The 22,224-nt window shown below is 72.1% G+C and carries 23 protein-coding genes; 11 read left to right on the top strand and 12 right to left on the bottom strand.

Annotated features, from left to right (window positions below; all coding sequences use genetic code 11):
- Positions 1-46: 46 nt before the first annotated feature.
- On the top strand, positions 47-931 hold the full coding sequence (locus ACFY0P_RS05240) for a sigma-70 family RNA polymerase sigma factor (protein WP_388907584.1): 885 nt from the start codon (positions 47-49) through the stop codon (positions 929-931).
- Here ACFY0P_RS05240 and ACFY0P_RS05235 read toward each other — a convergent pair.
- Together ACFY0P_RS05235 and ACFY0P_RS05230 are read right to left on the bottom strand one after the other, a co-directional pair.
- Positions 928-1,128 carry a ferredoxin gene (locus tag ACFY0P_RS05235; protein WP_388907582.1) on the bottom strand — a complete coding sequence of 67 codons (201 nt, stop codon included), beginning with the start codon at positions 1,126-1,128 and terminating at the stop codon, positions 928-930. The genes ACFY0P_RS05240 and ACFY0P_RS05235 overlap by 4 nt on opposite strands.
- A 12-nt stretch (positions 1,129-1,140) precedes the next feature.
- Positions 1,141-2,382, bottom strand: a complete 1,242-nt coding sequence (locus tag ACFY0P_RS05230; protein ID WP_388907580.1) for a cytochrome P450 — start codon at positions 2,380-2,382, stop codon at positions 1,141-1,143.
- 293 nt (positions 2,383-2,675) lie between these two features.
- On the opposite strand from ACFY0P_RS05230, the gene ACFY0P_RS05225 reads away from it, so the two are divergent.
- Together ACFY0P_RS05225 and ACFY0P_RS05220 are read left to right on the top strand one after the other, a co-directional pair.
- Entirely contained in the window at positions 2,676-3,308 is a 633-nt protein-coding gene (locus tag ACFY0P_RS05225) for a LysE family transporter (RefSeq protein ID WP_388907578.1), read from the top strand.
- Positions 3,309-3,431: 123 nt separating this feature from the next.
- On the top strand, positions 3,432-3,872 hold the full coding sequence (locus tag ACFY0P_RS05220; RefSeq protein ID WP_388907576.1) for a nitroreductase family deazaflavin-dependent oxidoreductase: 441 nt from the start codon (positions 3,432-3,434) through the stop codon (positions 3,870-3,872).
- A 165-nt stretch (positions 3,873-4,037) separates the two neighbouring features.
- On the opposite strand, the gene ACFY0P_RS05215 is transcribed toward ACFY0P_RS05220, so the two are convergent.
- Positions 4,038-4,982, bottom strand: a complete 945-nt coding sequence (locus tag ACFY0P_RS05215; RefSeq protein WP_388908811.1) for a cation diffusion facilitator family transporter — start codon at positions 4,980-4,982, stop codon at positions 4,038-4,040.
- Between the two features lie 239 nt (positions 4,983-5,221).
- Between ACFY0P_RS05215 and ACFY0P_RS05210 the strand changes: the two genes are divergently transcribed.
- A complete protein-coding gene (locus ACFY0P_RS05210; RefSeq protein ID WP_388907574.1) occupies positions 5,222-6,238 on the top strand; it encodes a glutathione S-transferase family protein in 1,017 nt (338 codons plus the stop codon).
- 16 nt (positions 6,239-6,254) lie between these two features.
- Positions 6,255-6,560, top strand: a complete 306-nt coding sequence (locus tag ACFY0P_RS05205) for a DUF4235 domain-containing protein (RefSeq protein ID WP_388907572.1) — start codon at positions 6,255-6,257, stop codon at positions 6,558-6,560.
- Between the two features lie 6 nt (positions 6,561-6,566).
- Here the strand turns inward: ACFY0P_RS05205 and ACFY0P_RS05200 are convergent, their stop codons facing one another.
- Together ACFY0P_RS05200 and ACFY0P_RS05195 are read right to left on the bottom strand one after the other, a co-directional pair.
- Positions 6,567-6,959 (bottom strand): VOC family protein, encoded by a 393-nt coding sequence (locus ACFY0P_RS05200; protein ID WP_388907570.1) that lies wholly within the window; start codon positions 6,957-6,959, stop codon positions 6,567-6,569.
- A gap of 53 nt (positions 6,960-7,012) precedes the next feature.
- A complete protein-coding gene (locus ACFY0P_RS05195) occupies positions 7,013-7,741 on the bottom strand; it encodes a TetR/AcrR family transcriptional regulator (RefSeq protein WP_388907568.1) in 729 nt (242 codons plus the stop codon).
- 128 nt (positions 7,742-7,869) lie between these two features.
- On the opposite strand from ACFY0P_RS05195, the gene ACFY0P_RS05190 reads away from it, so the two are divergent.
- The 3 genes from ACFY0P_RS05190 to ACFY0P_RS05180 all read left to right on the top strand — a co-directional run bounded on the left by ACFY0P_RS05190 (position 7,870) and on the right by ACFY0P_RS05180 (position 13,358).
- Positions 7,870-9,363 carry an APC family permease gene (locus ACFY0P_RS05190; RefSeq protein WP_388907566.1) on the top strand — a complete coding sequence of 498 codons (1,494 nt, stop codon included), beginning with the start codon at positions 7,870-7,872 and terminating at the stop codon, positions 9,361-9,363.
- A gap of 11 nt (positions 9,364-9,374) precedes the next feature.
- A complete protein-coding gene (locus ACFY0P_RS05185; RefSeq protein ID WP_388907564.1) occupies positions 9,375-11,009 on the top strand; it encodes an amidohydrolase in 1,635 nt (544 codons plus the stop codon).
- Between the two features lie 618 nt (positions 11,010-11,627).
- A complete protein-coding gene (locus ACFY0P_RS05180) occupies positions 11,628-13,358 on the top strand; it encodes a hypothetical protein (protein ID WP_388907562.1) in 1,731 nt (576 codons plus the stop codon).
- A 57-nt stretch (positions 13,359-13,415) separates the two neighbouring features.
- On the opposite strand, the gene ACFY0P_RS05175 is transcribed toward ACFY0P_RS05180, so the two are convergent.
- Genes ACFY0P_RS05175 through ACFY0P_RS05155 form a run of 5 tightly spaced genes read right to left on the bottom strand, consistent with a single transcriptional unit; the run spans position 13,416 to position 17,853 of the window.
- Positions 13,416-14,666, bottom strand: coding sequence for a cytochrome P450 (locus ACFY0P_RS05175; protein WP_388907560.1), 1,251 nt, complete (start codon positions 14,664-14,666; stop codon positions 13,416-13,418).
- Entirely contained in the window at positions 14,663-15,268 is a 606-nt protein-coding gene (locus ACFY0P_RS05170) for an ATP/GTP-binding protein (protein ID WP_351486576.1), read from the bottom strand. The genes ACFY0P_RS05175 and ACFY0P_RS05170 overlap by 4 nt, the downstream gene beginning before the upstream one ends.
- A complete protein-coding gene (locus tag ACFY0P_RS05165) occupies positions 15,249-15,620 on the bottom strand; it encodes a DUF742 domain-containing protein (RefSeq protein WP_388907558.1) in 372 nt (123 codons plus the stop codon). The genes ACFY0P_RS05170 and ACFY0P_RS05165 overlap by 20 nt, the downstream gene beginning before the upstream one ends.
- Positions 15,617-16,027, bottom strand: coding sequence for a roadblock/LC7 domain-containing protein (locus ACFY0P_RS05160; protein ID WP_046733906.1), 411 nt, complete (start codon positions 16,025-16,027; stop codon positions 15,617-15,619). Before ACFY0P_RS05160 ends, ACFY0P_RS05165 begins: the two co-directional genes overlap by 4 nt.
- Positions 16,028-16,032: 5 nt before the next feature.
- A complete protein-coding gene (locus ACFY0P_RS05155; RefSeq protein WP_388908809.1) occupies positions 16,033-17,853 on the bottom strand; it encodes an ATP-binding protein in 1,821 nt (606 codons plus the stop codon).
- A gap of 348 nt (positions 17,854-18,201) precedes the next feature.
- Here ACFY0P_RS05155 and ACFY0P_RS05150 point away from each other — a divergent pair, with 348 nt between their 5' ends.
- Together ACFY0P_RS05150 and ACFY0P_RS05145 are read left to right on the top strand one after the other, a co-directional pair.
- On the top strand, positions 18,202-18,564 hold the full coding sequence (locus ACFY0P_RS05150; RefSeq protein ID WP_089103417.1) for a DUF1304 domain-containing protein: 363 nt from the start codon (positions 18,202-18,204) through the stop codon (positions 18,562-18,564).
- Positions 18,561-19,127, top strand: coding sequence for a TetR/AcrR family transcriptional regulator (locus ACFY0P_RS05145; protein WP_388907556.1), 567 nt, complete (start codon positions 18,561-18,563; stop codon positions 19,125-19,127). Before ACFY0P_RS05150 ends, ACFY0P_RS05145 begins: the two co-directional genes overlap by 4 nt.
- 4 nt (positions 19,128-19,131) lie before the next feature.
- On the opposite strand, the gene ACFY0P_RS05140 is transcribed toward ACFY0P_RS05145, so the two are convergent.
- Complete coding sequence (locus ACFY0P_RS05140) at positions 19,132-19,980, bottom strand: hypothetical protein (RefSeq protein ID WP_388907554.1); 849 nt, start codon at positions 19,978-19,980, stop codon at positions 19,132-19,134.
- A gap of 155 nt (positions 19,981-20,135) precedes the next feature.
- On the opposite strand from ACFY0P_RS05140, the gene ACFY0P_RS05135 reads away from it, so the two are divergent.
- Complete coding sequence (locus tag ACFY0P_RS05135) at positions 20,136-21,086, top strand: NADP-dependent oxidoreductase (protein WP_388907552.1); 951 nt, start codon at positions 20,136-20,138, stop codon at positions 21,084-21,086.
- 9 nt (positions 21,087-21,095) lie between these two features.
- Here ACFY0P_RS05135 and ACFY0P_RS05130 read toward each other — a convergent pair whose 3' ends face one another.
- On the bottom strand, positions 21,096-22,202 hold the full coding sequence (locus tag ACFY0P_RS05130; protein ID WP_388907550.1) for an NAD(P)-dependent alcohol dehydrogenase: 1,107 nt from the start codon (positions 22,200-22,202) through the stop codon (positions 21,096-21,098).
- Positions 22,203-22,224 lie beyond the last annotated feature (22 nt).

Here is a 22,224-nt window from a genome sequence, read left to right as displayed (position 1 = left end):
GGATACGTCGACGGGGTGACGGAGTGCGGAACGGAAAGGTGACCCCATGGACCGGCACGACGAGCTGGCGGCGGAGTTCGAGGTGCGACGCGGGCGGCTGCGGGCGATCGCGTACCGCATGCTGGGCTCGGCCGGGGACGCCGAGGACGTGGTCCAGGAGGCCTGGCTGCGGCTGAGCCGCGCGGGCGGCGCCGACATCGGCAACCTCACCGCCTGGCTGACGACGGTGGTCTCCCGCATCTGCCTGGACCTGCTGCGCGCCCGCGCCGCCCACCGCGAGGAGCCGTACGGCGAGGACCTCCCGGAGCACGCGGCCGGCGGCGGCCCCGAGGAGGAGGCCGTGCTGGCCGAGTCGGTGGGGCTCGCCCTGCTGGTGGTCCTGGAGATACTGAGCCCGGCCGAGCGGGTGGCGTTCGTGCTGCACGATCTGTTCGGAGTGCCGTTCGAGCGGATCGCGGCGATCACCGACCGCTCGCTGCCGGCCGCGAAGAAGCTCGCCAGCCGGGCCCGGCACAAGGTCCGGGGCACGCCCGCGCTGCCGGCCGCCGAGCAGGACCGGCACCGTGGGGTCGTGGAGGCGTTCCTGGCCGCCGCCCGGGGCGGTGACCTGGGCGCGCTGCTCGGCCTGCTCGCCCCTGACGTGGTCCGGCACGCCGACCCCGCGATCCTGCCGCCGGGCATGGCGACGGAGCTGCGGGGCGCGCGGGCGGTCGCGGAGGGCACGGTGCTGCTGCGCGAGCGGGCCCGGTTCGCCGTACCGGCCCTGGTCGACGGGCGGGTCGGCCTCGTGGTCGCTCCGCGCGGACGGCTGCGGTACGTCCTGCGGGTCACCGTGGAGGGCGACCGGGTGGCGGCGTACGAGGTCGTCGCCGACCCGGTGCGGCTGCGCGGGCTGGAGCTGGCGGTGCTCGATGTGCCGACGGCTGCCTAACCCGTCGGTTCCTCGACCGTGATGGCGTGCACCGGGCACGCCCGGGCCGCCTCCCGGACCAGCGGGTCGCCGCCGCCGTCCTCCATGCCCGGAAGCAGGGCGCTGAAGCCGTCGTCGTCCTGGGTGAAGACGTTCGGGGCGGTCAGGGCGCACTGGCCCGCGCCGATACAGACGTCGCTGTCGATCTCGATGTGCATGGCAGGAGCCTCTTACCAGGTCACGGGGAGTTCCAGCATCCCCTGGATCGTGTCGCCGGGTTTGAAGGGAATCTCCTCCGGCGGTGCGGCGAGCCGCAGGTCCGGAAGCCGCTCCCACAGCGTGCGCAGGGCGATCTCCAGCTCGGTACGGGCCAGGTTCTGGCCCAGGCACTGGTGGATGCCGAAGCCGAAGGCCACGTGGTGGCGGGTCGGGCGGTGCCAGTCGAGGGTGTCGGGGTCGTCGTACACGGACTCGTCGCGGTTGATGACCGAGGTCGCGAAGAGCACCCCGTCGCCCTCGCGGATGGTGGTGCCGTCCACCTCGATGTCCTCCCGGGCGACGCGCAGCAGCCCGTCGGCGATGGACAGCATCCGCATCAGTTCCTCGACGGCGGCCGGCACCAGCGCGGGGTCGGCGCGCAGCTCGGCGAGCCGCTCGGGCTGCTGGAGCAGGGTGAAGGTGCCGAGCGAGATCATGTTGGCGGTGGTCTCGTGCCCGGCGACCAGCAGGATGAGGGCCAGCGAGACGACTTCGGCGCGGTCCAGGGCGCCGTCCCGCAGCCGCTGGTGGACGAGGTCGTCGAGGACGCCGTCGCCGGGCACCTCGTCCCGGCTCTTGCGGTCGGCCAGGTCGCCCAGATAGGTCTCCAGCTGCTCGCGCGCGTCCAGCGAGTCGGCGGGCGCCGGGCCGCGCAGCAGCCGCCGGGACTGCGCCTCGAAGAACTCGTGGTCGGCGTACGGCACACCGAGCAGGTCGCAGATGACCATGGACGGCACCGGCAGCGCGAAGGAGCTCACCAGGTCGGCGGGTGGTCCCGAGGCGATCATCGTGTCGAGCAGTTCGTCGACGATCCGCTGGATGGCGGGCCGCATCCCGGTCGCTCGTTTGAGGGTGAAGTCCGGGATCAGCATGCGGCGCTGGGTCTGGTGCTCGGGGTCGTCGAGGCCGAGCAGGGCGACCTGGCGGCGCTCCCGGGCCACCGCGAACCGGGCGTGCGGCATCGGGAAGTCCTCCCGCCGGCGGTCGCTGGAGAGCCGGGGGTCGGAGAGCAGCGCCCGGGCCGCGCCGTGGCCGGTGACGGCCCAGGCGGTACGGCCGTCGTAGAGACGGATACGGGACAGCGGGGTTCCGTCCCGCAGCGGGTCGTAGCCGGTGGGCGGGTGGTAGGGGCACGTGCGGTCCTGTGGCCAGGCCACGGGGTCGGCCTGGCCGGCGGGAGGGATGGGTTCCGTCAGGTCCGTCGGTTCGTTCATGGAAGACCTCGCAGACGAGTGTCGTACGTCGTGCCGATCTTCATTAGATGCTCGGGGCACCTATGGGGCGACCGGAAGTTCGGCCAGATCGCCGCATCGTGTGATCTGGCCGAACCGCGTCCGGCCGGGGGACGATTCCGCGCCGAAATTCACTTGCCGGTGCGGCGACGCGGGCCCCAGGATCTGCGCATGAACTCTCCTGACGCCTTCGTGCCGCTGACCACCGCCACCGTCCGTCGGGTGCGGGTCCAGCAGCAGCCGGGGCGTCCCTGGAGGCCCGAGCCCGCACGCGCGTGACGGCCGCGCTCGTCGCCGGCCTGCTCGCCGGGTACGGGATCGCCGTCCCGGTCGGCGCGGTCGGCACATATCTAGTGTCCCTCACGGCTCGCACGTCACTGCGGACCGGCGCCTGCGCCGCGCTCGGCGTGGCGAGCGCCGACGGCCTGTACGCCCTGCTCGCCGCGGTCGGCGGTGCCGCACTGGCCACGGCGCTGCTGCCGGTGCTGGGGCCGCTGCGCTGGGCCTCGGCCCTGGTGCTGGTGGCGCTCGCCGTGCGCGGTGCGGTGGTCGCGCTGCGCCAATACCGGGAGCGGCGGCTCGCGACCCGGGCCGAGCGGCCGGTACCCGGCCCCGGACGGGCGTATCTCGGCCTCCTCGGGATCACGCTGCTCAACCCCACGACGGTGATCTACTTCGCCGCCCTGGTGGTCGGCACGCGTTCCGCCGAGGCGGTACGGCCGCTGGAGCAGGGTGTCTTCGTCCTCGCGGCCTTCGCCGCGTCCGCGAGCTGGCAGCTCCTGCTGGCGGGCGGCGGCGCGCTCCTCGGCCGCGGCCTGACCGGCCACCGGGGCCGCCTGGTCACGGCGCTGCTGTCGAGCTGCGTGATGCTGGGGCTGGCGGCCCGGATGGTGCTGTCGCCGGGCTGACGGCGCGGGCACGCGCGGTGCGGGCGGGATCCCGTCGCAGGACCGGTGTCGTACGGATGATCCCGGGCACTTCGAGTGTTGAATCGACACGTCAGTGATGGAAACGACGAGGGGACGGACCTCATGCCTCTTGAGGGCGAGTACGAGCCCAGCCCGACCGCGTGGGTGCGCGAGCAGGTCGAGTTGTACGAGAGCTCGGGCGGGAAGGAGGGCACGACCCTGATGGACACGGGGATGCCCGTCATCCTGCTCACCACCCTGGGTGCGAAGAGCGGGAAGATCCGCAAGACGCCGCTGATGCGGGTGGAGCACGACGGCAGGTACGCCGTGGTCGCCTCGCAGGGCGGGGCGCCCAAGCATCCGGTCTGGTACTTCAACATCAAGTCGCACCCGGTCGTCGAGCTCCAGGACGGGCCGGTCAAGCAGGACATGACCGCTCGCGAGGTCACCGGTGCGGAGAAGGCCGAGTGGTGGGAGCGGGCCGTCGCGGCGTACCCGCCGTACGCCGAGTACCAGGAGAAGACCAGCCGGGAGATCCCGGTGTTCGTGCTGGAACCGAAGTAACCGGAACCGACGTAACCGGAACCGACGTAACCGGAGCCGAAGCAGCCTCGACCGAAGTAGAGGGAACTGACGATTCCGGGAATCCATTCCGGCCGGGGACCGGCGGAATTTAGAAAAATCTGTTTCCGGGAGGCATGAACCGGCTTCGGGCCGGGCAGCCGAATGTCAGGCCCCGCCGCGTTCCCCCGTCGCGGCGGGGCTTTCCCGTGCCTCCCGCGCGGAGCGGTCGGTCACGTCCAGGAAGATCTGATCGGCCTCGTGGAACGTCTCGGCGAGCGCCCCTTTGATGCGCACCAGGACCTCCTCGACGTCCTCGCTGTCGAGTCCGGGCACCAGGTCGACCCGGGCCGCGACCAGGGTCGATTCGAGGCCCATCCGCATCGTGAAGAGCGCCTCCACGCTGTCGATCTCGGGCTGGGCCTCCAGCTGCTCCCGGATCCTGCCGCTGAGCTCCGGATCCGCGGCCTCCCCGATCAGCTGGGCACGGGCGTCGGCCCCCAGCCGGTAGGCGACGAACACCAGCAGGACACCGATTGCCAGTGAGGCCGACGCCTCCCAGGCGACCTGGCCGGTGACCATGTGCAGGACCATGCCGACGATCGCGAGGCAGACGCCGAGCACCGCGGTGCCGTCCTCGGCGATCACCGTGCGCAGCGCCGGATCCCGCAGCCCCCGGTCCTCCCGGCGGGCCTGGTGCAGCGCCCGGATCAGGGACGCGCCCTCGGCGAGCAGGGCGACGCCCAGCACGATCAGTCCCGCCACATAGCCGCTGAGCTTTTCGTCCGCGCCGTTGCGCAGCGCCTCGACCCCCTGGAAGACGGAGAAGCAGCCGCCCATGACGAAGATCCCGACGGCCGCGAGCAGCGCCCAGAAAAAGCGCTCCTTGCCGTAGCCGAAGGGGTGCCGGGCGTCGGGCGGGCGGCGGCTGCGGCGCAGGGCGGCCAGCAGGAACACCTCGTTCAGGCTGTCGGCGACGGAGTGCGCGGCCTCCGACAGCAGCGCGGGCGAGCCGGCGACGACTCCGCCGACGGCCTTGGCGACCGCGATCACCAGATTGGCGGCGAGCGCCACGAAGACGGTCACGCGGGTCCGGCGGTCGGCCTTCGGCAGCGCCGAACTCGCCTCCTCCCGACGCGCCTCCTCCGAACTCGCCTCGTCCCGACGCGCCTCCTCCGAACGCTCCTGCTCCGGGTGCTCCTGGTCCACATGCTTCTGCGACGGCGTCCTGCTCACCACCGCCGACTGCCCCGACGCGGGCTGATCACTCCGTGCGAGAGGCGGAAATAGGGGAACGCATTCCCTCAGGGCTCCCCGTCGACGGTAGGGCGGCCCCCGGGCAAGGAGGACGCATGAGCAGCGGCGACGGCAACAGCGCGCTGGGACACAAGGCATTCAGCCGGTCCCCCAGTCACTTCACGGACCGGATCACCGCGGACGGACGGGACGGCTGGCCGGTGGCGGCCGGACGCTACCGGCTGGTGGCCAGCCGCGCCTGCCCGTGGGCGAGCCGGGCGGTGATCTCCCGGCGGCTGCTCGGCCTGGAGGACGCCCTCTCGCTCGCCGTCACCGACCCGATCCAGGACGACCGCAGCTGGCGCTTCACCCTCGACCCCGGCGGCCGTGACCCGGTGCTCGGCATCCGGTACCTCAGCGAGGCCTACGACCGGCGGGAGACCGGCTACCCGGGCGGGGTGAGCGTGCCGGCCGTCGTGGACGTGCCGAGCGGGCAGCTGGTCACCAACGACTACCAGCAACTGACCCTGGACCTGGCCACCGAGTGGACGGCACTGCATCGGGACGGCGCGCCGGACCTCTACCCGGCACGGCACCGGGACGAGATCGACGCGGTGATGGCGGGGGTGTACGAGGACGTCAACAACGGGGTCTACCGCGCCGGGTTCGCGCACGAGCAGAAGAAGTACGAGGAGGCGTGCGCCGGCGTGTTCCGGCGGCTGGAGCTGCTCGCGGAGCGGCTGGCCGGCCGGCGCTACCTGGTCGGGGACACGATCACCGAGGCCGACATCCGGCTGTTCACCACGCTGGTGCGGTTCGACGCCGTCTACCACGGCCACTTCAAGTGCAACCGCTTCAAGCTCACGGAGAACCCGGTGCTGTGGGCGTACGCCAGGGACCTCTACCAGACGCCGGGATTCGGTGACACCGTCGACTTCGACCACATCAAGCGCCACTACTACCAGGTCCACACCGGGATCAACCCGACCCGTATCGTGCCCCTCGGCCCGGATCTCGCCGGGTGGCTGACGCCCCATCACCGGGAGGAGCTCGGCGGCCGGCCCTTCGGGGACGGAACGCCGCCCGGCCCGGTGCGGGCGGCCGAGGAGGTCGCGGTCGCGGGGCGGCCCTGAGAACGCGGAGGCAGGCATGGCCAAGGGCAGGAAGAAGCTGAAGCTCCCGCTCGTCTACGCACCCGTCGGGTTCGTACTGAGCTGGGCCGGCGGGGCGCTGGGGGCGCTGGCCTTCCGCCGCACCTGGAAGGCGCTGCGCGGCGAGGAGGACGCGCCGGACGCCCTGGACCAAAACCGCGGCTGGGGCGAGGTGCTGCTGGCCGCGGCGGTCCAGGGCGCGGTCTTCGCGGTGGTGCGCAGCGCCGTGGACCGCACCGGCGCGACGGCCATAGAGCGCTCCACCGGGGTGTGGCCGACGGCCGGCAAGGGCGGCCGGGACTGAGCGGTCTCAGCCCTGCTTGGGCGCCGAGGGCGGCACCAGGCGCAGGGTGAAGGAGTGTCCGGCCGGGTCGGCGTACCCGCGTTCCTCGTACGGCCCGGCCGGGTCCTTCGTCTCGATCGGCCGCCCGCCGAGGCCGACCACCCGGCGCTCGGCCTCGTCGAGGTCCTCGACCAGGAAGTCGAGATGGGCCTGGAGCGAGTTCTCGGGCCGCGGCCAGCTCGGCGGGGTCGCGTTGACGTCGCGCCGGAAGGCGATCCGGAAGCCGCCGGCGGCCCGGATCTCGACCAGGTTGGCCGAGGCCTCGCCGTCCTCGCCGTCCAGGAGCTCCCGGTAGAACTCGGCGAGCTTCTCGGGTTCTGCGCAGTCGAGCACCACGACTGCCGCGGTCACCAGTGCCATGTTTCCTCCCTCGGCAGGTTCTCCCGGCACACGTCTGTCCCCGATCAGCCGATTCAGTCGCCCACCAGCCGCTTACCGGTGCCCAGTTGGGCCAGCCGGGCCTCGGCCGCCGTCAGCAGCAGGTCCAGGGCGGCCGGATAGGAGCTGCCCCCCATCGAGGCCACGAGATGGCCGGCGGTGGCCGCGATGTTCGGGTGGCCGGCGGCCGGCAGCCGGGCGTAGATCGCCCGCCACACGTCCGCCTCGGCGTCCCGGGCGGACCGCGGCAGGGCGGTGTTGGCGGAGTCGAGGGCGCCGTACGCGAGGGCCTGGTCGACGAAGGCGTGGTAGACGCGGACCGCCTCGGCGTCCGGGAAGCCGGCGTCGCGGAGTATCCCGAGGATGGTCTCGACGGCCTGGATCTCGTACGTCCGCCCGGTCACCCGGTGGGCGCTGAGCACCGCCGCCCGGGGGTGGGCGAGGGCGCCGGCGTGCATCCGCAGGCCGAGGTCGCGCAGGTCGGCGCGCCAGGCGCCGGTGGGCCGCCAGACGCGCAGGGTACGGCCGATCAGCTCGTCGGCGATGGCGAGCATCAGGTCGTCGGTGTGCCGGAAGTAGCGGTAGAGGGAGCTGGGATCGGCGCCCAGGGCGCGGCCGAGGCGGCGCACGGACAGGGCGTCGGCGCCGTGCTCCTCGATCAGCCGCAGTGCGGTCTCCACGATCAGGGCCTCGGAGAGGACCACGCCGTGTTTGGTGGGGCGCCGGCGCTGCCGGGCGGCGGCCGGGACGACACGTTCACTCAACGGACCTCCTCAGGACGTGCGGGCACCTTATGACAACACCGTTGACCTGTGAAGGGCACCGGCAGTTTCATGTCCCGTCACCGGGGCCGACCAGTCCGGCCCCCAGGTGCGAGCGGAGTGTGCCGGCCATGACCGACCAGCCCTACACAGCGGACCCCCCTGAGTTGCGCAGATCCCTCGGCGTCCTCGACGGCGTCGCGGTCGCCGCGTCCAGTACGGCCGCCACGACCAGCATCGGCATCGGCCTGGGGGTGACGGCCGGGGTGGTCGGGCTGCATCTGCCGGCCATCATGCTGCTGGCGTTCCTGCCGGTCCTCGGCATCGCGGGCGCCTACTCCCGGCTGAACCGGGTGGAGCCGAACGCGGGCAACGGCTATGTGTGGGTGGGCCGTTCGCTCAATCCGTGGCTCGGCTTCATGGTCGGCTGGGTGAACATCGTGGCGACGGTGGCCTTCCTCGCGTACACCACGGCGGTCACCGGCTCGGCCCTCCTCCAACTGGCCGGCGAGGCCGGAGTGCACCGCGTCGGCGGGCTCGCCCTGGACCCTGGTTCGACGGCGCAGACCACTGCCCTCGGGATCGTGGCCCTGGTCGCCGTCACCCTCACCGCCGTGACCGGCATCCGCACCGCAGCCCGCCTGCAGACCGGGCTGCTGGTCTTCGAGTACGTGGTCCTGCTCGGGTTCTGCGGCTACGGCATCGTCAAAGGACCACACCCCTTCAGCCTGAGCTGGTTCGACCCGTTCGCGATCCCGTCGGCCACCGCTCTCGCCCAGGGCCTGCTCCTTTCGGTGTTCTGCTACTGGGGTTTCGAGGCCGCGTTCAGCGTGAACGAGGAGGTCCGCGACCCCCGGGACGCCTCCCGGGCCGGGCTGATCACCCTGGTGACCATGCTGGGCCTGTTCGTGCTCGGCTCGGTGGCCTTCCAGCGGGTGCTGTCGGAGAAGGAGCTGGCCGGACACGGGGCCGAGGGGCTGGCGTTCTTCGGCGACCGGCTGGCCGCGCAGCCGTGGGCCGCGCTGCCGCTGGTGGCCCTGATGTTCTCGGCGGTGGCCTCGCTCCAGGCCGGGGTGATCCCGACGGCCCGCGGCATGTTCGCGATGAGCCGGGACCGTACCCTCGGGCCGGTGTGGTCCAGGGTCAGCACCCGGTACGGCACTCCGGTGGCCGGCACGCTGCTGATCGGCGCGCTGGCCGCGGCGGTCGCCGGGCTCGCCCTGGTGATCCCGCGGCTCGCCGACATGATCATGGCGACGGTGAACGCCGTCGGCATCGTCGTCGCCCTGTCGTACGCGCTGACCGCGCTCGCCGCCGCCGCGCGCTTCCGCTCCCTGCTGCGCGAGGACTGGCGGCAGGGGGTGCGGGCCGTGGTCCTTCCGGCGCTCAGCGCGCTCGCCCTGCTGGGTCTCGGCGGCTACCTCGGCTGGTCCTTCTACACCTCCGCCGACCACTTCGAGGTCAGCGCGGACAACGGGTGGTTCCTGCTGGCCACCCCGCTGGCGATGATCGTGTCCGGATTCGTCGCGGCCGGGTGGGCGAAGTACGTGCGCAGGTCGCCGTACTTCCGCACCGGCGAGGGCACGGACGCCGACGCACCCCAGCTGCTCACGACCCCCCGCTAGGAACAGGAAACATGCACGCAGATCTGCTCTTCACCGGTGGCCCCGTCCTCACCCCCGAGGGTGCCACGGCCACTGCCGTCGCCGTCACCGGTGAGCGCATCACCGCCGTCGGACCCGCCGGGGAGCTGCGGGAGCTCGCCGGGCCGCGCACCGAGGTGGTCGACCTCGCCGGGCGGCTGCTGCTGCCCGGGTTCCAGGACGCGCACGTCCATCCGGTCCCGGCCGGCCTCGAACTGGCCCAGTGCGATCTGACCGGGCTGCGGACCGCCGAGGAGACCGTGGCCGCCGTACGCGTCTACGCCGGGGCGCATCCGGAGCGGGCGTGGATCCTGGGCGGCGGCTGGTCCATGGAGGCGTTCGAGGGCGGCACGCCGACGAAGGAGCTGCTGGACGCCGTCGTACCGGACCGGCCGGTGTACCTGCCCAACCGGGACCATCACGGGGCGTGGGTCAACAGCCGGGCGCTGGAGCTGGCCGGGATCGGCCGCGACACGCCCGACCCGGCCGACGGGCGGATCGAGCGTGACGCCTCCGGTGCGCCGAGCGGCACGCTCCAGGAGGGGGCGATGCAGCTGGTCGGCCGGCTCGCCCCGCCGGCCGGCCCGGCGGACCGGCTCGCGGCGCTGCTGCACGCCCAGCGGCATCTGCACGCGCTCGGCGTCACGGCCTGGCAGGACGCGCTGATCGGGGACTTCCTCGGCATGGACGACCCGTCTCAGGCGTATCTGGCGGCGGCCCGGGACGGTTCGCTGACCGCGCGGGTGGTCGGCGCGCTGTGGTGGGACCGGGAGCGCGGGGCCGAGCAGATCCCCGAACTCGTCGAGAAGCGGGCGGCGTTGAGCCACGGCCGGTTCCGGGCGGGCACGGTGAAGCTGATGCTGGACGGCGTCGCCGAGAACGGCACCGCGGCGCTGCTCGACCCCTATCTGGACCGGTGCGGCTGCGCGACGCGCAATCGGGGCAAGAGCTTCATCGATCCAGGGCAACTTCCGGCCTATGTCGCCGAGTTGGATGCGCTCGGCTTCCAGTGCCACTTCCACGCCCTCGGCGACCGGGCCGTACGGGACGCGCTGGACGCGGTCGAGGCGGCACGGGCGGCCAACGGGAGAAGTGACACGCGGCCCCACCTGGCGCATCTCCAGGTCGTGCACCCCGCCGACGTACCGCGTTTCGCCCGGCTCGGCGCCACCGCCAACATCCAGCCGCTGTGGGCCGCGCACGAGCCGCAGATGGACGAGCTGACGATCCCCTTCCTGGGGTCCGAACGAGCCGGGTGGCAGTACCCGTTCGGGGCGCTGCTGCGGTCCGGGGCACGGCTCGCGGCAGGCAGCGACTGGCCGGTGAGCAGCCCCGACCCGCTCCAGGGCATCCATGTCGCGGTGAACCGGGTCGAACCGGACGGCGACGCGCCGGTGTTCCTGCCGGAGGAACGGCTGGGACTCGCGGCGGCGATCAGGGCGTACACGGCCGGTTCGGCGTACGTGAACCACCTCGACGACACCGGGCGGGTGGCCGTCGGCGCGCTCGCGGATCTGGTGGTCCTGGACCGCGACCCGTTCACCGGGCCCCCCGAGCGCATCGCGGACACACGCGTCGCGTACACATACGTCGGGGGCGCGCGAGTGTACTCAGCTCAGGAGGCATGAGCAGTAACACACGTCACGGCCAGGTCACGCGTAGATCATTTACGCTCTGGGCAGCCTCGTAGCGCTTCACGGCTCAACTTTCGAGCCACGAAGGCCAGTTCGAGTGCACGGGTGGCTGACAGGCCGCCCGTTCGCAGGGACGGGGGGACTCTGCGCACTGTCGCCCGAAAGGAAACACATGCCTCAGGACGTCACCTTCGACCTGCCCTTCGACACCCCCGGCAGTGAGCATCCGGAGTCCGCGCACCCGTCATCCGCGCCGGCTCCGGGACATGGACCTGGTGCGCAGCCTCATCACCACGGCTGAGGCAGCGCCCCAGGTCCTCGTCCTGTAGCAGGAGTGCTTCGGCGAGGACGGGCCGTTCACGGCAGGCCGGCGGTGCCGAGGATGCATCCGCCGCGCACGACCGCCCCGCTGGGCGGCCCGCCCCGCTTCCCCGGTCGTCAACGCAGAAGTCGTGCCCCTCGCGGTCGTTCGCGGCAGGAGCCGGATCCGGTCGCGCGAGTCCGGCTGCCCGGCGAGGCCTTCGCGGAAGGGCCGACGTTTCTCCGACCCGACTGCCGACGACCGCAGTCGGCCCATTCCTTTGTCATGACCACAGCTTTAAGGAGACCGGTGTGAATTCCCGAGGCGTAGGTGCTGTTCCGAAGGCGTCCGCCGACAGCCTGCTCCCGGCGCAGTCGAGCGCACAGTTCCGGCCCACGGAGGCGGGGAACACCCTGGCCCGCCTCTTCGTGAAACGCATACACGGGAGCACGGATCAGTACCGGACCTTCCAGAACGCCGCTCAGCAGCGACTGGAGGCGCTCGGCTCCCGCCACTCCGGCACCACACTGCATCTGGCGGGAGCCCTCCATCAGGCGCCGCGCGAGTTCCTCCCGCCCGACGAAGAGGGCTACGCCAGGTTGAGGCGCCTCGACACCAGCCTGCGCATGATCGAGGCGGCCTTCCCCGAAGTCAGCACCGATATCGAGGTCTGCCGGCTGACCTGCACAATGCTGGAAGGGGCCTGGCGGAGCCGGGCACTCACCCCGCCGCGCGCGGAGGAGCAGGAGACCGACTGCGCCTGCCCGCTCTGCCGTCACCTGCCCACGCCCCCCGCCCGCACGCTGGACGACTACCGCTGGCGGCAGAGCGCAGGCCGCCCCCTCACCGTCAAGACCTGGCCGTACCGCCGGGAACTCGACAGCGTCCTGACCGGTGGATGGTCCTGGACCCGTCAGATGAACGACCTCGAACGAGACCTCGGCCACCGCCACCGCTTCGAGGACGACATCCTCGTCTTCCACGAGTACAAGCGCGTGATCGACACCATCGACACCACGCGCCTCACCCAACACGTCGAAGACCGCCTGGCCGCGAGCTTCAGCACCAACAGCGCACGGGCCCTCGTCTCCGGACTCTTCGCGGCCCACAAGCGATCCGTCGACGAGTACTGGCTCCAGCAGCACGAGGCGGGCAGCGTCACCCTCTCCCAGACCAACCCACTCGGCCACAGCTCCTACTCGGCGCTGCAGATGCTGGACTGCCTGTTCTGGCACGTCGCACCCGACACCGAACTCTGGCAGGAGGAGAACCTCGCCTCCCTGCTGCTGTGCCGCGTCATCGACGACATGGCCGACGTCCGGGCCGACGCCCTCACCGGCGAGATCAGCAACTTCTGGCTCGCCGAGATGCCCACCCACACCAAGGCCTTCTACGCTGCCTGCGCGATAGCCCTCGTCAAGTACGGCTGCACGCCCGAGGCGCATCGCCCGATGTGGAACACCTGGCTGCTGACCACCACCATCGTCTGGATGGGGCTCACGGGACGGCACGCCCTGTGGTTCGACGGCATCACCGAGGGCCTCCCCCCGGCCGAGGGGTGCCCGCTGTGCGACCTGCAGCCCAACGCGTGCACCGGCATCCTCACCCACGGCACGACCCTCACCATCGCGCCGCGGCCCACCGCACCGGCACTGAGCCCCAGGACCGCCGAGCTGTCCGCACGCTGCCGGTCCCAGCACCCCGGGGCATGGCCCCTCTTCGACGCCGAGCTCCATGCCTTCGAAGCCGTGCACGGCCCCTGGTACGGCGACACCGACAGCACCTGGGAGATCCTGCGCCGCACCTACATCGCCGCCGTGGAGGCGTCCAGCGCCGCGCCGTCCCCGGACCTCGCCCGTCAGGTCCAGCAGGACGCCGGTGTGGTGGGATCCGAAAGGTTTCACGCCCTGCACGACCCGCTGACCGGGCGGGAGGACACCACACTGCTCGCCTACATGTTCGGGTGCGCGCACCCGCATTTCCTCTGGAACGCCACGGGCTACCGGCCCACGGGCGTGGCGGGCGACTGGCTCGACGGCTGACGCCTCAACTCCCGTTGCCCGGTCGGGTGACCCGACCGGGCAACGGTGTGTCCGGGCCTACGCTGCGAACTCGACCGGCAGGCTGTCCAGCACGGACATCCATGTGGACGCGGTCGAGGTGAGCTCTTCCGCCGGCACGGCCAGGCGCAGGCCCGGCAGCCGGTGCAGCAGGACGTCCACCGCGATCTGGATGATGGACATCCCGATGCTCTGCCCGGGGCACTCGTGCGGGCCGGCGCTGAAGGCCAGGTGCGATTCGTTGCCCTGCACCGAGACGTCCGGGTCGGGCCGGACCTCGGGGTCGAGGTTGCCCGGTGCGAGACCGAGGATGAGCAGGTCGCCCTCCTCGATGCGGTGCCCGCCCAGTTCGACGTCGCTGACGGCGAAGCGCCCCGGCAGGACGGACAGCGGCGGAGAGTTCCACATGACCTCCTCCACCAGCGCGGTGATGGTCACCTGACCGCTGGTCAGGCCGGAGAGCCGCGAGGCGTCCGTGAGGACGAGCTGCAGCACCCGGGCCAGCAGATTGCTGGTGGTGCTGTGCCCGGCCACCAGCACCAGACGCAGATGGCTCACGACCTCGTCGTGGTCGAGGGCCGCGTGATGCTCCAGCAGGCCGGTGGTGAAGTCGGAGCCGGGCTCGGCCCGCTTGCGGTCGACGAGTCCGCCGAGGATCTCCTTGATGATGCCGTCGTGCAGGATCGCGTCCTCGCCGCCCTGGAACAGCCGGGCACTGGATTCGACGAGCCTGCGCCCCTCCGCCTCGGTGAGGCCGAGGATGCGGGTGAGGATCAGCATCGGCAGGTAGCCGGCGTAGTCCGCCACCAGGTCGGCGCGACCGGCGGCCGCGAACGCGTCGATCTGCTTGTTGGCGAAGTACGTGGCGTGGCGCCGGATGCCGCGGCTCACGGCGGCGTGGAGCCCGTCGTTGACGGCACCGCGCAGTCGGCGGTGCGCCTCGCCGTCCTGGGACACGCAGTCGGGGCGCCAGGCGACCATCGGAACCAGCGGATGGTTCTCCGCGACCCGGCCCTCCCGCCAGTCCCGCCAGATCCGCGCGTCCCGGGCGAACTGGCGGGGATTGTCGAGCACCCGCCGGCCGTCCCGGTAGCCCAGCACCAGCCAGGCGTTGATGTCGCCCTCCAGGAGCACCGGCGCGACGGAGCCGTGCTCCTTGCGCAGCCGTTCGTAGATGCCGAACGGGTCGGTCGCCGCCTCGGGCCCGTACAACCGGGTCAGTTCGGCCGAACCGTGCGCGACCGGGCAGCCGCGCGGGGCGTCGGGGCTTTCGGCGTTCTGCTCGTTCATCGGGGCTCCAGTGCGACGGCGGAGCGTTCCTTCAAATGACGTATCAGGGCGATCAGTACGTCACGGCTGGAGGCCCGGTCCCGGGCGTCGCAGGCCACGATCGGGGTGTGCGGGGAGATGTCGAGGGCGTCCCGGATCTCCTCGATGGGGTGCTCCTTGCAGTCCGGGAAGACGTTCAGGGCGATGACGAAGGGTACGTTCTGCCGCTCCATCTCCTCGATCGCCCGGAAGCTGGAGGCCAGCCGGCGTGTGTCCACCAGGACGATCGCACCGAGCGCACCCTTGAACAGGCCGTTCCACAGGAACCAGAACCGCTCCTGTCCGGGGGTGCCGAACAGGTACAGCATCAGGTTCTCGTTGATGCTGATCTTGCCGAAGTCGAGGCTGACCGTGGTCTCGGCCTTGTCCGCGACGCCGATGAGGTTGTCGACACCGACGGTGGCCTGGGTGAGTGTCTCCTCGGTGGTGAGCGGCTTGATGTCGCTGACGGAGCGGACCATGGTGGTCTTCCCGGTGCCGAACCCCCCGGCGATCATCACCTTGACCGAGCGGGTCCCCCCGGCACCGGGGTCGCCGGGATGGTCAAAGCCTTTCAAGTCCACTGAGTACCTCCTGGAGGAGCGCGAGGTCAGGCCCGCGTCCGGCGTGATGCGCCGGAATGGGATCACGGGCTTCAATACGGCCTGCGTCCAGCAGATCCGCCAACAGCACCGCGAGAATGTTGAAGGGCAATCCGAGATGGGCGGTGAGTTCGGCCACCGACAGCGGATCACGGCAGCGCCGGATTATCTCCTCGTACTCGTGCTGCATCCCCGGGACGGGGGCGGTGCGGGAGACGACGAGGGTTGCCACGTCGAGGCTCGACGCCGACCCGCCCGGTCCACTGCGCCCCCCGGTGAGGACGTAATAACGTTCGAGACCGGACGGATCCGACGGTCGGCGGGGAGCACTCATCCAGAGTGCTCCTCCAGGCGCGGAGAGGTGCCGAGCAGCTCGCCCATCCGCCGGGAAAGATCCCTCATCTGATGGCCGAGCAGCCCCTGGTCGAGTCCTTCGCGGGCGAGGACTCCGAGATACGTCTCCACACCGGCCCTTACGACGAAGAGGTGACCGCCGTCGACCTCGATCATCGCCAGTCGCAGCTGCCCCGCGTACTTGGGGAACTGCTCGGCGACCGGCTGGGCCAGGGCCTGGAGCCCTGCCACCACGGCCGCGAAGCGGTCCACGTCGTCGGGGTCCTCGGCACCAAAGGAGGTGATGGCCTTGCCGTCGCTGGAGGCCACGAGGGCGAAACGGATCTCCGGGATGCTCTCCACCAGATCACGGAGCGCCCAGCTCACGTCGGTTCCCTGTTGCGTCATGTGGACTAGTCGCTCTCTTCAGTGCGGTGCTCGGCGGACTCGCGTCCGGCGGCGGCGTCATCGACGCCGGCCGGGCTCGCGGGTGCCGGGTCGTCTTCGTCTCCGGTCAACTCGGCCTCGCTGTCCGCGGCTTCGTCCGCCGCGGGCGCGCGGCCCGCGGTGGCGAAGGCGGCCAGGCCCGTGAAGGACTCCTCGGGCGGGACCGCGGGGAACGCGGTGCCCTCCGTGCGCGGGGCGCGCTCCTCGGGCTGCTCCTCGTCGCGGCGCCGGCTGCGCCGCCGGGGCAGTCCGCCCGGAGTGGTGTCCACGGCCTCGCCGGACTCCGGCTGAGTGACGGTTTCGACGGCGACCGGGCCGTGCGCCTGCACCGGCGACGCGGCGGCGGGGGCGGCCGTCACGGGAACCGGAGCGGTGGGGGCCGCGGGCAGCGGGCTGAAGAACTTGTGCGGGACCACGACGACCACCGAGGTGCCGAGCCAGGGCGAGTCCGCGAAGGTGACCCGGATGCCGTAGCGGCGGGCGAGGATGCCGACCACCCGCAGGCCGATGTTGGCGTCCTCGGAGATGCCCCCGATGCCCGGTCCGGCCTCGGTGCCCGCCAGGGAGTGCTCGGCCTCGCGCTTCTTCTCCTCGCTCAGGCCCTTGCCGGAGTCCTGGATCTCGATGCCGACGCCGTTGGGTACCTCCTTGCCGGAGACGACGACCGGCTCGGTGGGCGGCGAGTAGCGGGCCGCGTTGTCGAGCAGGTGGGAGAAGATCAGCGTGAGGTGGTCCACCAGGCCGCCGTCGACGCCGAGTTCGGGCAGATGCCGGACCTCGACGCGATGGAAGTCCTTGATCCGGCCGATGCCGCCGCGCACCACGCTGAGCAGGCGCTGGGGTTCCTGCCACTGCCGGCCGGGGCGGTCCGAGCCGCCCAGCACGCCGATGCTGGCGGCGAGCGAGTCGGCGGGGCCGAGCTCCTGGTCGAGCTCCATGAGACCGCGGGCCACGGCCGGCAGCCGACCGTGCTCGCCCTGCATCTCGTGCAGCCGGCCGCGCAGCTTGCTGGTCAGGACGTGGATGCGGTTGCCGATGCTGATCACGGCCTGCTCGGCGGAGGTGGAGCGGTTGAACTCCTCCTCCACGCCGATCAGCGAGGTCCGCAGGATGCGGCGCAGGTCGGCCTGGAGGTCCTTGTCGACCTTGGCGCACTGCTCGGTGACGGGCAGCAGGTCGTCGATGGCCTCGCCCTCGCGCAGCCGCTTCAGCGCCTCGGGCAGCTGCTCGTCGGCGAGCCGGGAGATCGCGGACCGCTGGTGCGTGACCTGGTCCTGCCAGACCTCGGCCTGGTCGGCGAGCTGCGCCTCGGAGGACTTCAGCTGGTCGGCGAGCCGCTCCTCGTACGCCCGGGCCTGCTCCGCCAGTTGGGCGTCGTAGTGGGCGATGCGGTCGGCCAGCCGGGCCTCGAAGGCGGACGTCTGCTCACCGAGCTCGGCGTCGAACGCGGCCGACTGCTCGTTGAGCCGGCCCTCCAGCGTGGCGCGCTCGGCGGAGAACTTGCGCTCCAGGCCCGAGACATGCTGCTGCCACTGCTGGGAGTGCTCGGCCTGCGCGCTGCGGAACGACCCTTCGGCGCCGCGCAGTTGGCGCTGCGAACGGATCAGGAGCCGCACGCACACCGAGCTCGCGACGGTGGCCGCGGCGCCGGCTACGGCCGCGGTTATTCGCTCCGAGCTCATGAACGTGGCGGCGACCGTCCCTCCCCCTAAGGCCAGTGGCATCAGCCACCAGCTGTACCAGGCGACAGGGGCCCGCGCCGCCGGCGGCGGAGTGGCGAGTTCCATCTGCATCCCTCGAAGCAACACGATCGAACAACAGCGAACAGGGGCAGTGTGCGAAGGCCGCACTCATGAGTACACACGGCGGGACGGACCCACCCTGGGGTGCGTCAACTCGCTGTGACGGAAGGGAGCTTATCGGGTTTGAACCCGAAAGGATCAACCTCGGGGAGCAGAGGAAGTGAGGGTTCCGTCACGCTCCGCCAGTTGGCGGCAAATCAACAAATACCCATTGCCGCCCGCGACTTCCCGACATGTGTCCCACGACCGGGTCCGGCACCGCCTCGATGACTCATGGACACCTGTCCAGCTATAGTGGACACCTGTTCAAGACTTGGGGAGGATCCGCCGATCATGGAAATCCTGGCGAACGTGCTGGTCGGGCTGGTGGCCGCGCTGCACGCGTACATCCTGGTGATGGAGATGTTCCTGTGGCAGAAGAGCCCCGGGATGCGTTTCCACGGCTTCGACGCGGAACTGGCCCGGCGGACCGCGCCGCTCGCCGCCAACCAGGGTCTCTACAACGGTTTCCTCGCGGCCGGCCTGGTGTGGGGGCTGGTCGCGGCAGACCCGACCGGTTTCCGGGCCCAGGTGTTCTTCCTGTCGTGCGTGGTGGTGGCGGGGGTGTACGGCGCGGTCACCGCCAACCGGCGGATCCTGTTCGCACAGGCGCTGCCCGGCGCGCTCGCCCTGGCCGCCGTCCTCGCCGCCCGATGACCGGCCGCCCGGCCGCCGAGGACCCACGGGCCGCCCGCACCCGGGCGCGGCTGCGGGCGGCCCTGCTCGAGGAGTGTGCCGAACGGCCGCTCGCCGAGGCCGGGGTGGCCGCGGTGGTGCGCCGGGCCGGGGTCGGCCGGGCCACGTTCTACGTCCACTACGACGGCCTGGAGGCGCTGGCGGTCGACGCCTGCGCGGACGTCGTACGGGAGGCCGTGGACGCGCTGCACGCCTGGCGCGGCCGGCCGGACCCGGTGCACGCGCCGCCGGCGCTCCGGGAGTTCTTCGCCGGACTCGTCCCGCACGCGGCTCTTCACCGCGAGTTGCTCGCGCCGGGCGGCGGGGGTCCGCTGGGCCGGGTGCTGCACCGGGACCTGCGGGCGCGCAGCCTGGCCGAGCGGGAGCTGGTGGGCGCGGCGGACGCCCCGCTGGTGGCCTCGGCGGTGGCCGCCACCTTCGCCGGGGTACTGGCCGACTGGCTGCACGGCCTGCTCGACGCCGGCCCGGACGAAGTGGCGGACCAGGTCTGGCAGTTGCTGGTCGCCCTGCACATGAGCCGCTGAGCGGTCAGGCACAGGCGAAACCGCGCCGCTCCGCGGGCCAGGCCTCCACACCCTTCGAGGTGCGGACGTACGCCGTGTCCCCGCCGTCCGTCAGCCACAGCCGCCAGTCACGGAAGCGGTATCCGGTGTCGCGCGCGCCGGCGGGCATCGTGGTGTCGCCGTCGTAGCGCCCGGCGAGCACGTCGTCCTCGGCGAACACGCCGTGCGGGTCGCGGACGTAGGTCCTGCCGCCGAGCGTCAGGAAGTGCGCCGACTGCCAGCCGCAGTGCTCGGCGCCGGCGGAGCTGGTGATCTTCGAGACCGGTACCCGGCGACCGCGGGCGTCGGTCCAGATCTCGTGCCATCCCTGGCCCGACGTCACGCTCGCCGGGAGCTCGGAGGGATCGCAGGAGGCGTTGGTCTCCGGCCCCCAACCCGGCCTGTCCTTCTGGTCCCTGGCGACCACGACGGCCACTTTCGTGCGCCCGCCGACGTCGTAGGAGTAGAGCACCCGGTCCGCTTCCCGGCGCTCCACTCGGTAGCCGCTGCGCGGCACCTCCGGGTCGAACATGTCGAAGAAGAGCCGCAGGCCGTCCTCGGGCGAGTGGCCGCCGTCGCTCTCGTTCCAGCCGTCGGGCCCGGTGCCCCAGTAGATCTCCCCGTCGCACTCCAGCGCGCGGCCTGCCGCGCCGGAGGCGGTGCGCACGGCCTGCGAAGTGCTCTCGTCGACTTCCTTCGTGGGGATGTCCAGCGACCCGCGGTACGGCGTCGCCGGCGGCGTCCCCTCGACGACGACGTCCGGCCCGCTCGCGCCGTCGCAGCCCACCGCCGTGGCCGCCACCAGTACCGTCGCCGCCGCCAGCCCTCTGCGCATGCCCACCCCTGCCGCTCGCCACCGTTGCCGTCCTTGGACGGCTGAGCGGGCCGGAACGTTCATGTCCGCCGGGAGCGCGCGGCTGGCACGATCCTATCGAAGGTTGACCATCGCGCCATTTCCCCGCCGGGCGCGCCCCGGCAGGCTGGGTGACCATGAACGACGTGAACACGATGCGCGCGATCAGCCAGGACGTCCTCGGCGGCCCCGAGGTGCTGAAGGTGATCGAGGTGGTGCGGCCGAAGCCGCGCCCCAACGAGGTGCTGGTCCGGGTACGGGCCGCCGGTCTCAACCCGACCGACTGGAAGCACCGGGAGACTGGCGGCTTCCTGGGCAAGCCGCCCTTCGTCCTCGGCTGGGACGTCTCCGGCACGGTCGAGGAGACCGGGATCGGTGTCGCCGCCTTCCGGCCCGGTGACGAGGTCTTCGGCATGGTGCCCTACCCGTTCGGGCACGGCACGCACGCCGACTACGTGACCGTCCCGGCCCGCGCCCTGGTGCCGAAGCCCGCCGCGATCGACCACGTCCAGGCGGGCGCGCTGCCGCTGGTGTCGCTGACCGCCTGGCAGGCGCTCGTGGAGAACGCCGACGTACAGCCGGGGCAGCGGGTGCTGGTCCACGCGGCGGCCGGCGGGGTCGGGCATGTGGCGGTGCAGATCGCCAAGGCGCGCGGGGCGTACGTGATCGGCACGGCGAGCGCCGGCAAGCACGACTTCCTGCGGGAGATCGGCGTGGACGAGCCGGTGGACTACCGGTCCGTGGACGTCACGGAGGCGGTGCGGGACGTCGACGTCGTGCTCGACACCGTCGGCGGGGACACCTCGGTCGCTTCGCTGCGGGTGCTGCGGCCGGGCGGGATCCTGGTGTCCATCCTGCCGGTGGGCTCGCCCGCGCTGTACGAGGAGGCCGAGCGGCTGGGCGTACGCGCGGTGCGGATGCTGGTGGACGCGGACCGGGCGGGCATGCAGGCGGTCGCGGAGCTGGTGGAGGCGGGGAAGCTGCGCGCGACCGTCGCCGGGACCTTCCCGCCGGCCGATGCCGCCAAGGCGCACGAGCTGGGCGGCACCGGCCGGACCACCGGGAAGCTGGTCCTGGTGATGGACTGACCGGCGCGGTCAGAAGGTGAGCACGGGCTTGATCGCCTTGCCCGTGCTCATGTCCCGCACCGCCCGGTCGATCTCGGCGAACGGGTAGGTGCTGATCAGCCGGTGCAGGGGCAGCCGCCCCTCGCGGACCAGCCGGACCAGGGCCGGGATGAAGGCCTGGGTCTCGCTGTCGCCGAGGGTGAGGCCGACGACCCGCTTGCCCGACAGCAACCCGTTGACGTCCAGGGGGACTTCGGTGCCGAAGGGCGGGGCGCCGACGACGACCAGGGTGCCGCGGGCGGCGAGCGCGTCGACGCCCTGGCGGAGGACGGCGACGTTGCCGGTCGTCTCCACGATGCCGTCGGCACCGGCCCCGTTCGAGATGCGCCGCAGGGTCTCGGGCACGTCCTCCCGGGTCGCGTCGACGGTGTGGGTGGCGCCCACCTCCCGTGCCAGATCCAGGCGTTCGGCCACCCGGTCGACGGCGACGATCGTGGTGGCGGGGCTGAGCGCGGCGGCCATGACGGCCGACAGTCCCACCGCTCCGGCGCCGAGGACGACGATCGTGCTGCCGGAGCCCGGTTCCAGGACGTTCCACACGGCGCCGACCCCGGTCTGCACCCCGCAGCCGAGCGGGGCGATCGACTCCAGCGGGACGTCCGGGTCGACCTTGACCAGGCTGCGCTCGTCCACCAACGCCCGCTCGGCGAAGGAGGACTGGCCGAAGAAGTGGCCGCCGAGCGGCTCGCCGTCCCGGCTGACGGTGGCTGTGCCGTCGGCGCGCCGGCCGCCGATCAGGTTGAGCGGCAGCCAGGTGGCGCAGTAGGCGGGGTGGCCGCCGTGGCAGTTGCGGCAGCTGCCGCAGGAGGTGAAGGACAGCACGACGTGGTCACCGGGGGCCACGCCGGTGACGGCGGAGCCGACGGCCTCGACGACGCCGGCGCCCTCGTGGCCCAGGACTCCGGGCAGCGGGAAGGGCAGTCCGCCGCTCGCCACGCTGAGGTCGGTGTGACACAGACCGGTGGCCACCATGCGGACGAGCGCCTCGTACGGCCCCGGCGCGTCGAGTTCGACGTCGCCGAGGGTGAAGGGGGCGCCGCCGGACTCGACCACGGCGGCTCGGGTGGTGAGGGACATCGTTGGAACTCCTGGTCTGCGG

Origin of the sequence: Streptomyces sp. NPDC001714, from assembly GCF_042892755.1 — a bacterium.
Taxonomy (GTDB): domain Bacteria; phylum Actinomycetota; class Actinomycetes; order Streptomycetales; family Streptomycetaceae; genus Streptomyces.
The sequence above is the reverse complement of the archived record's forward strand: the minus strand, read 5'-3'. Positions and strand labels throughout refer to the sequence as shown.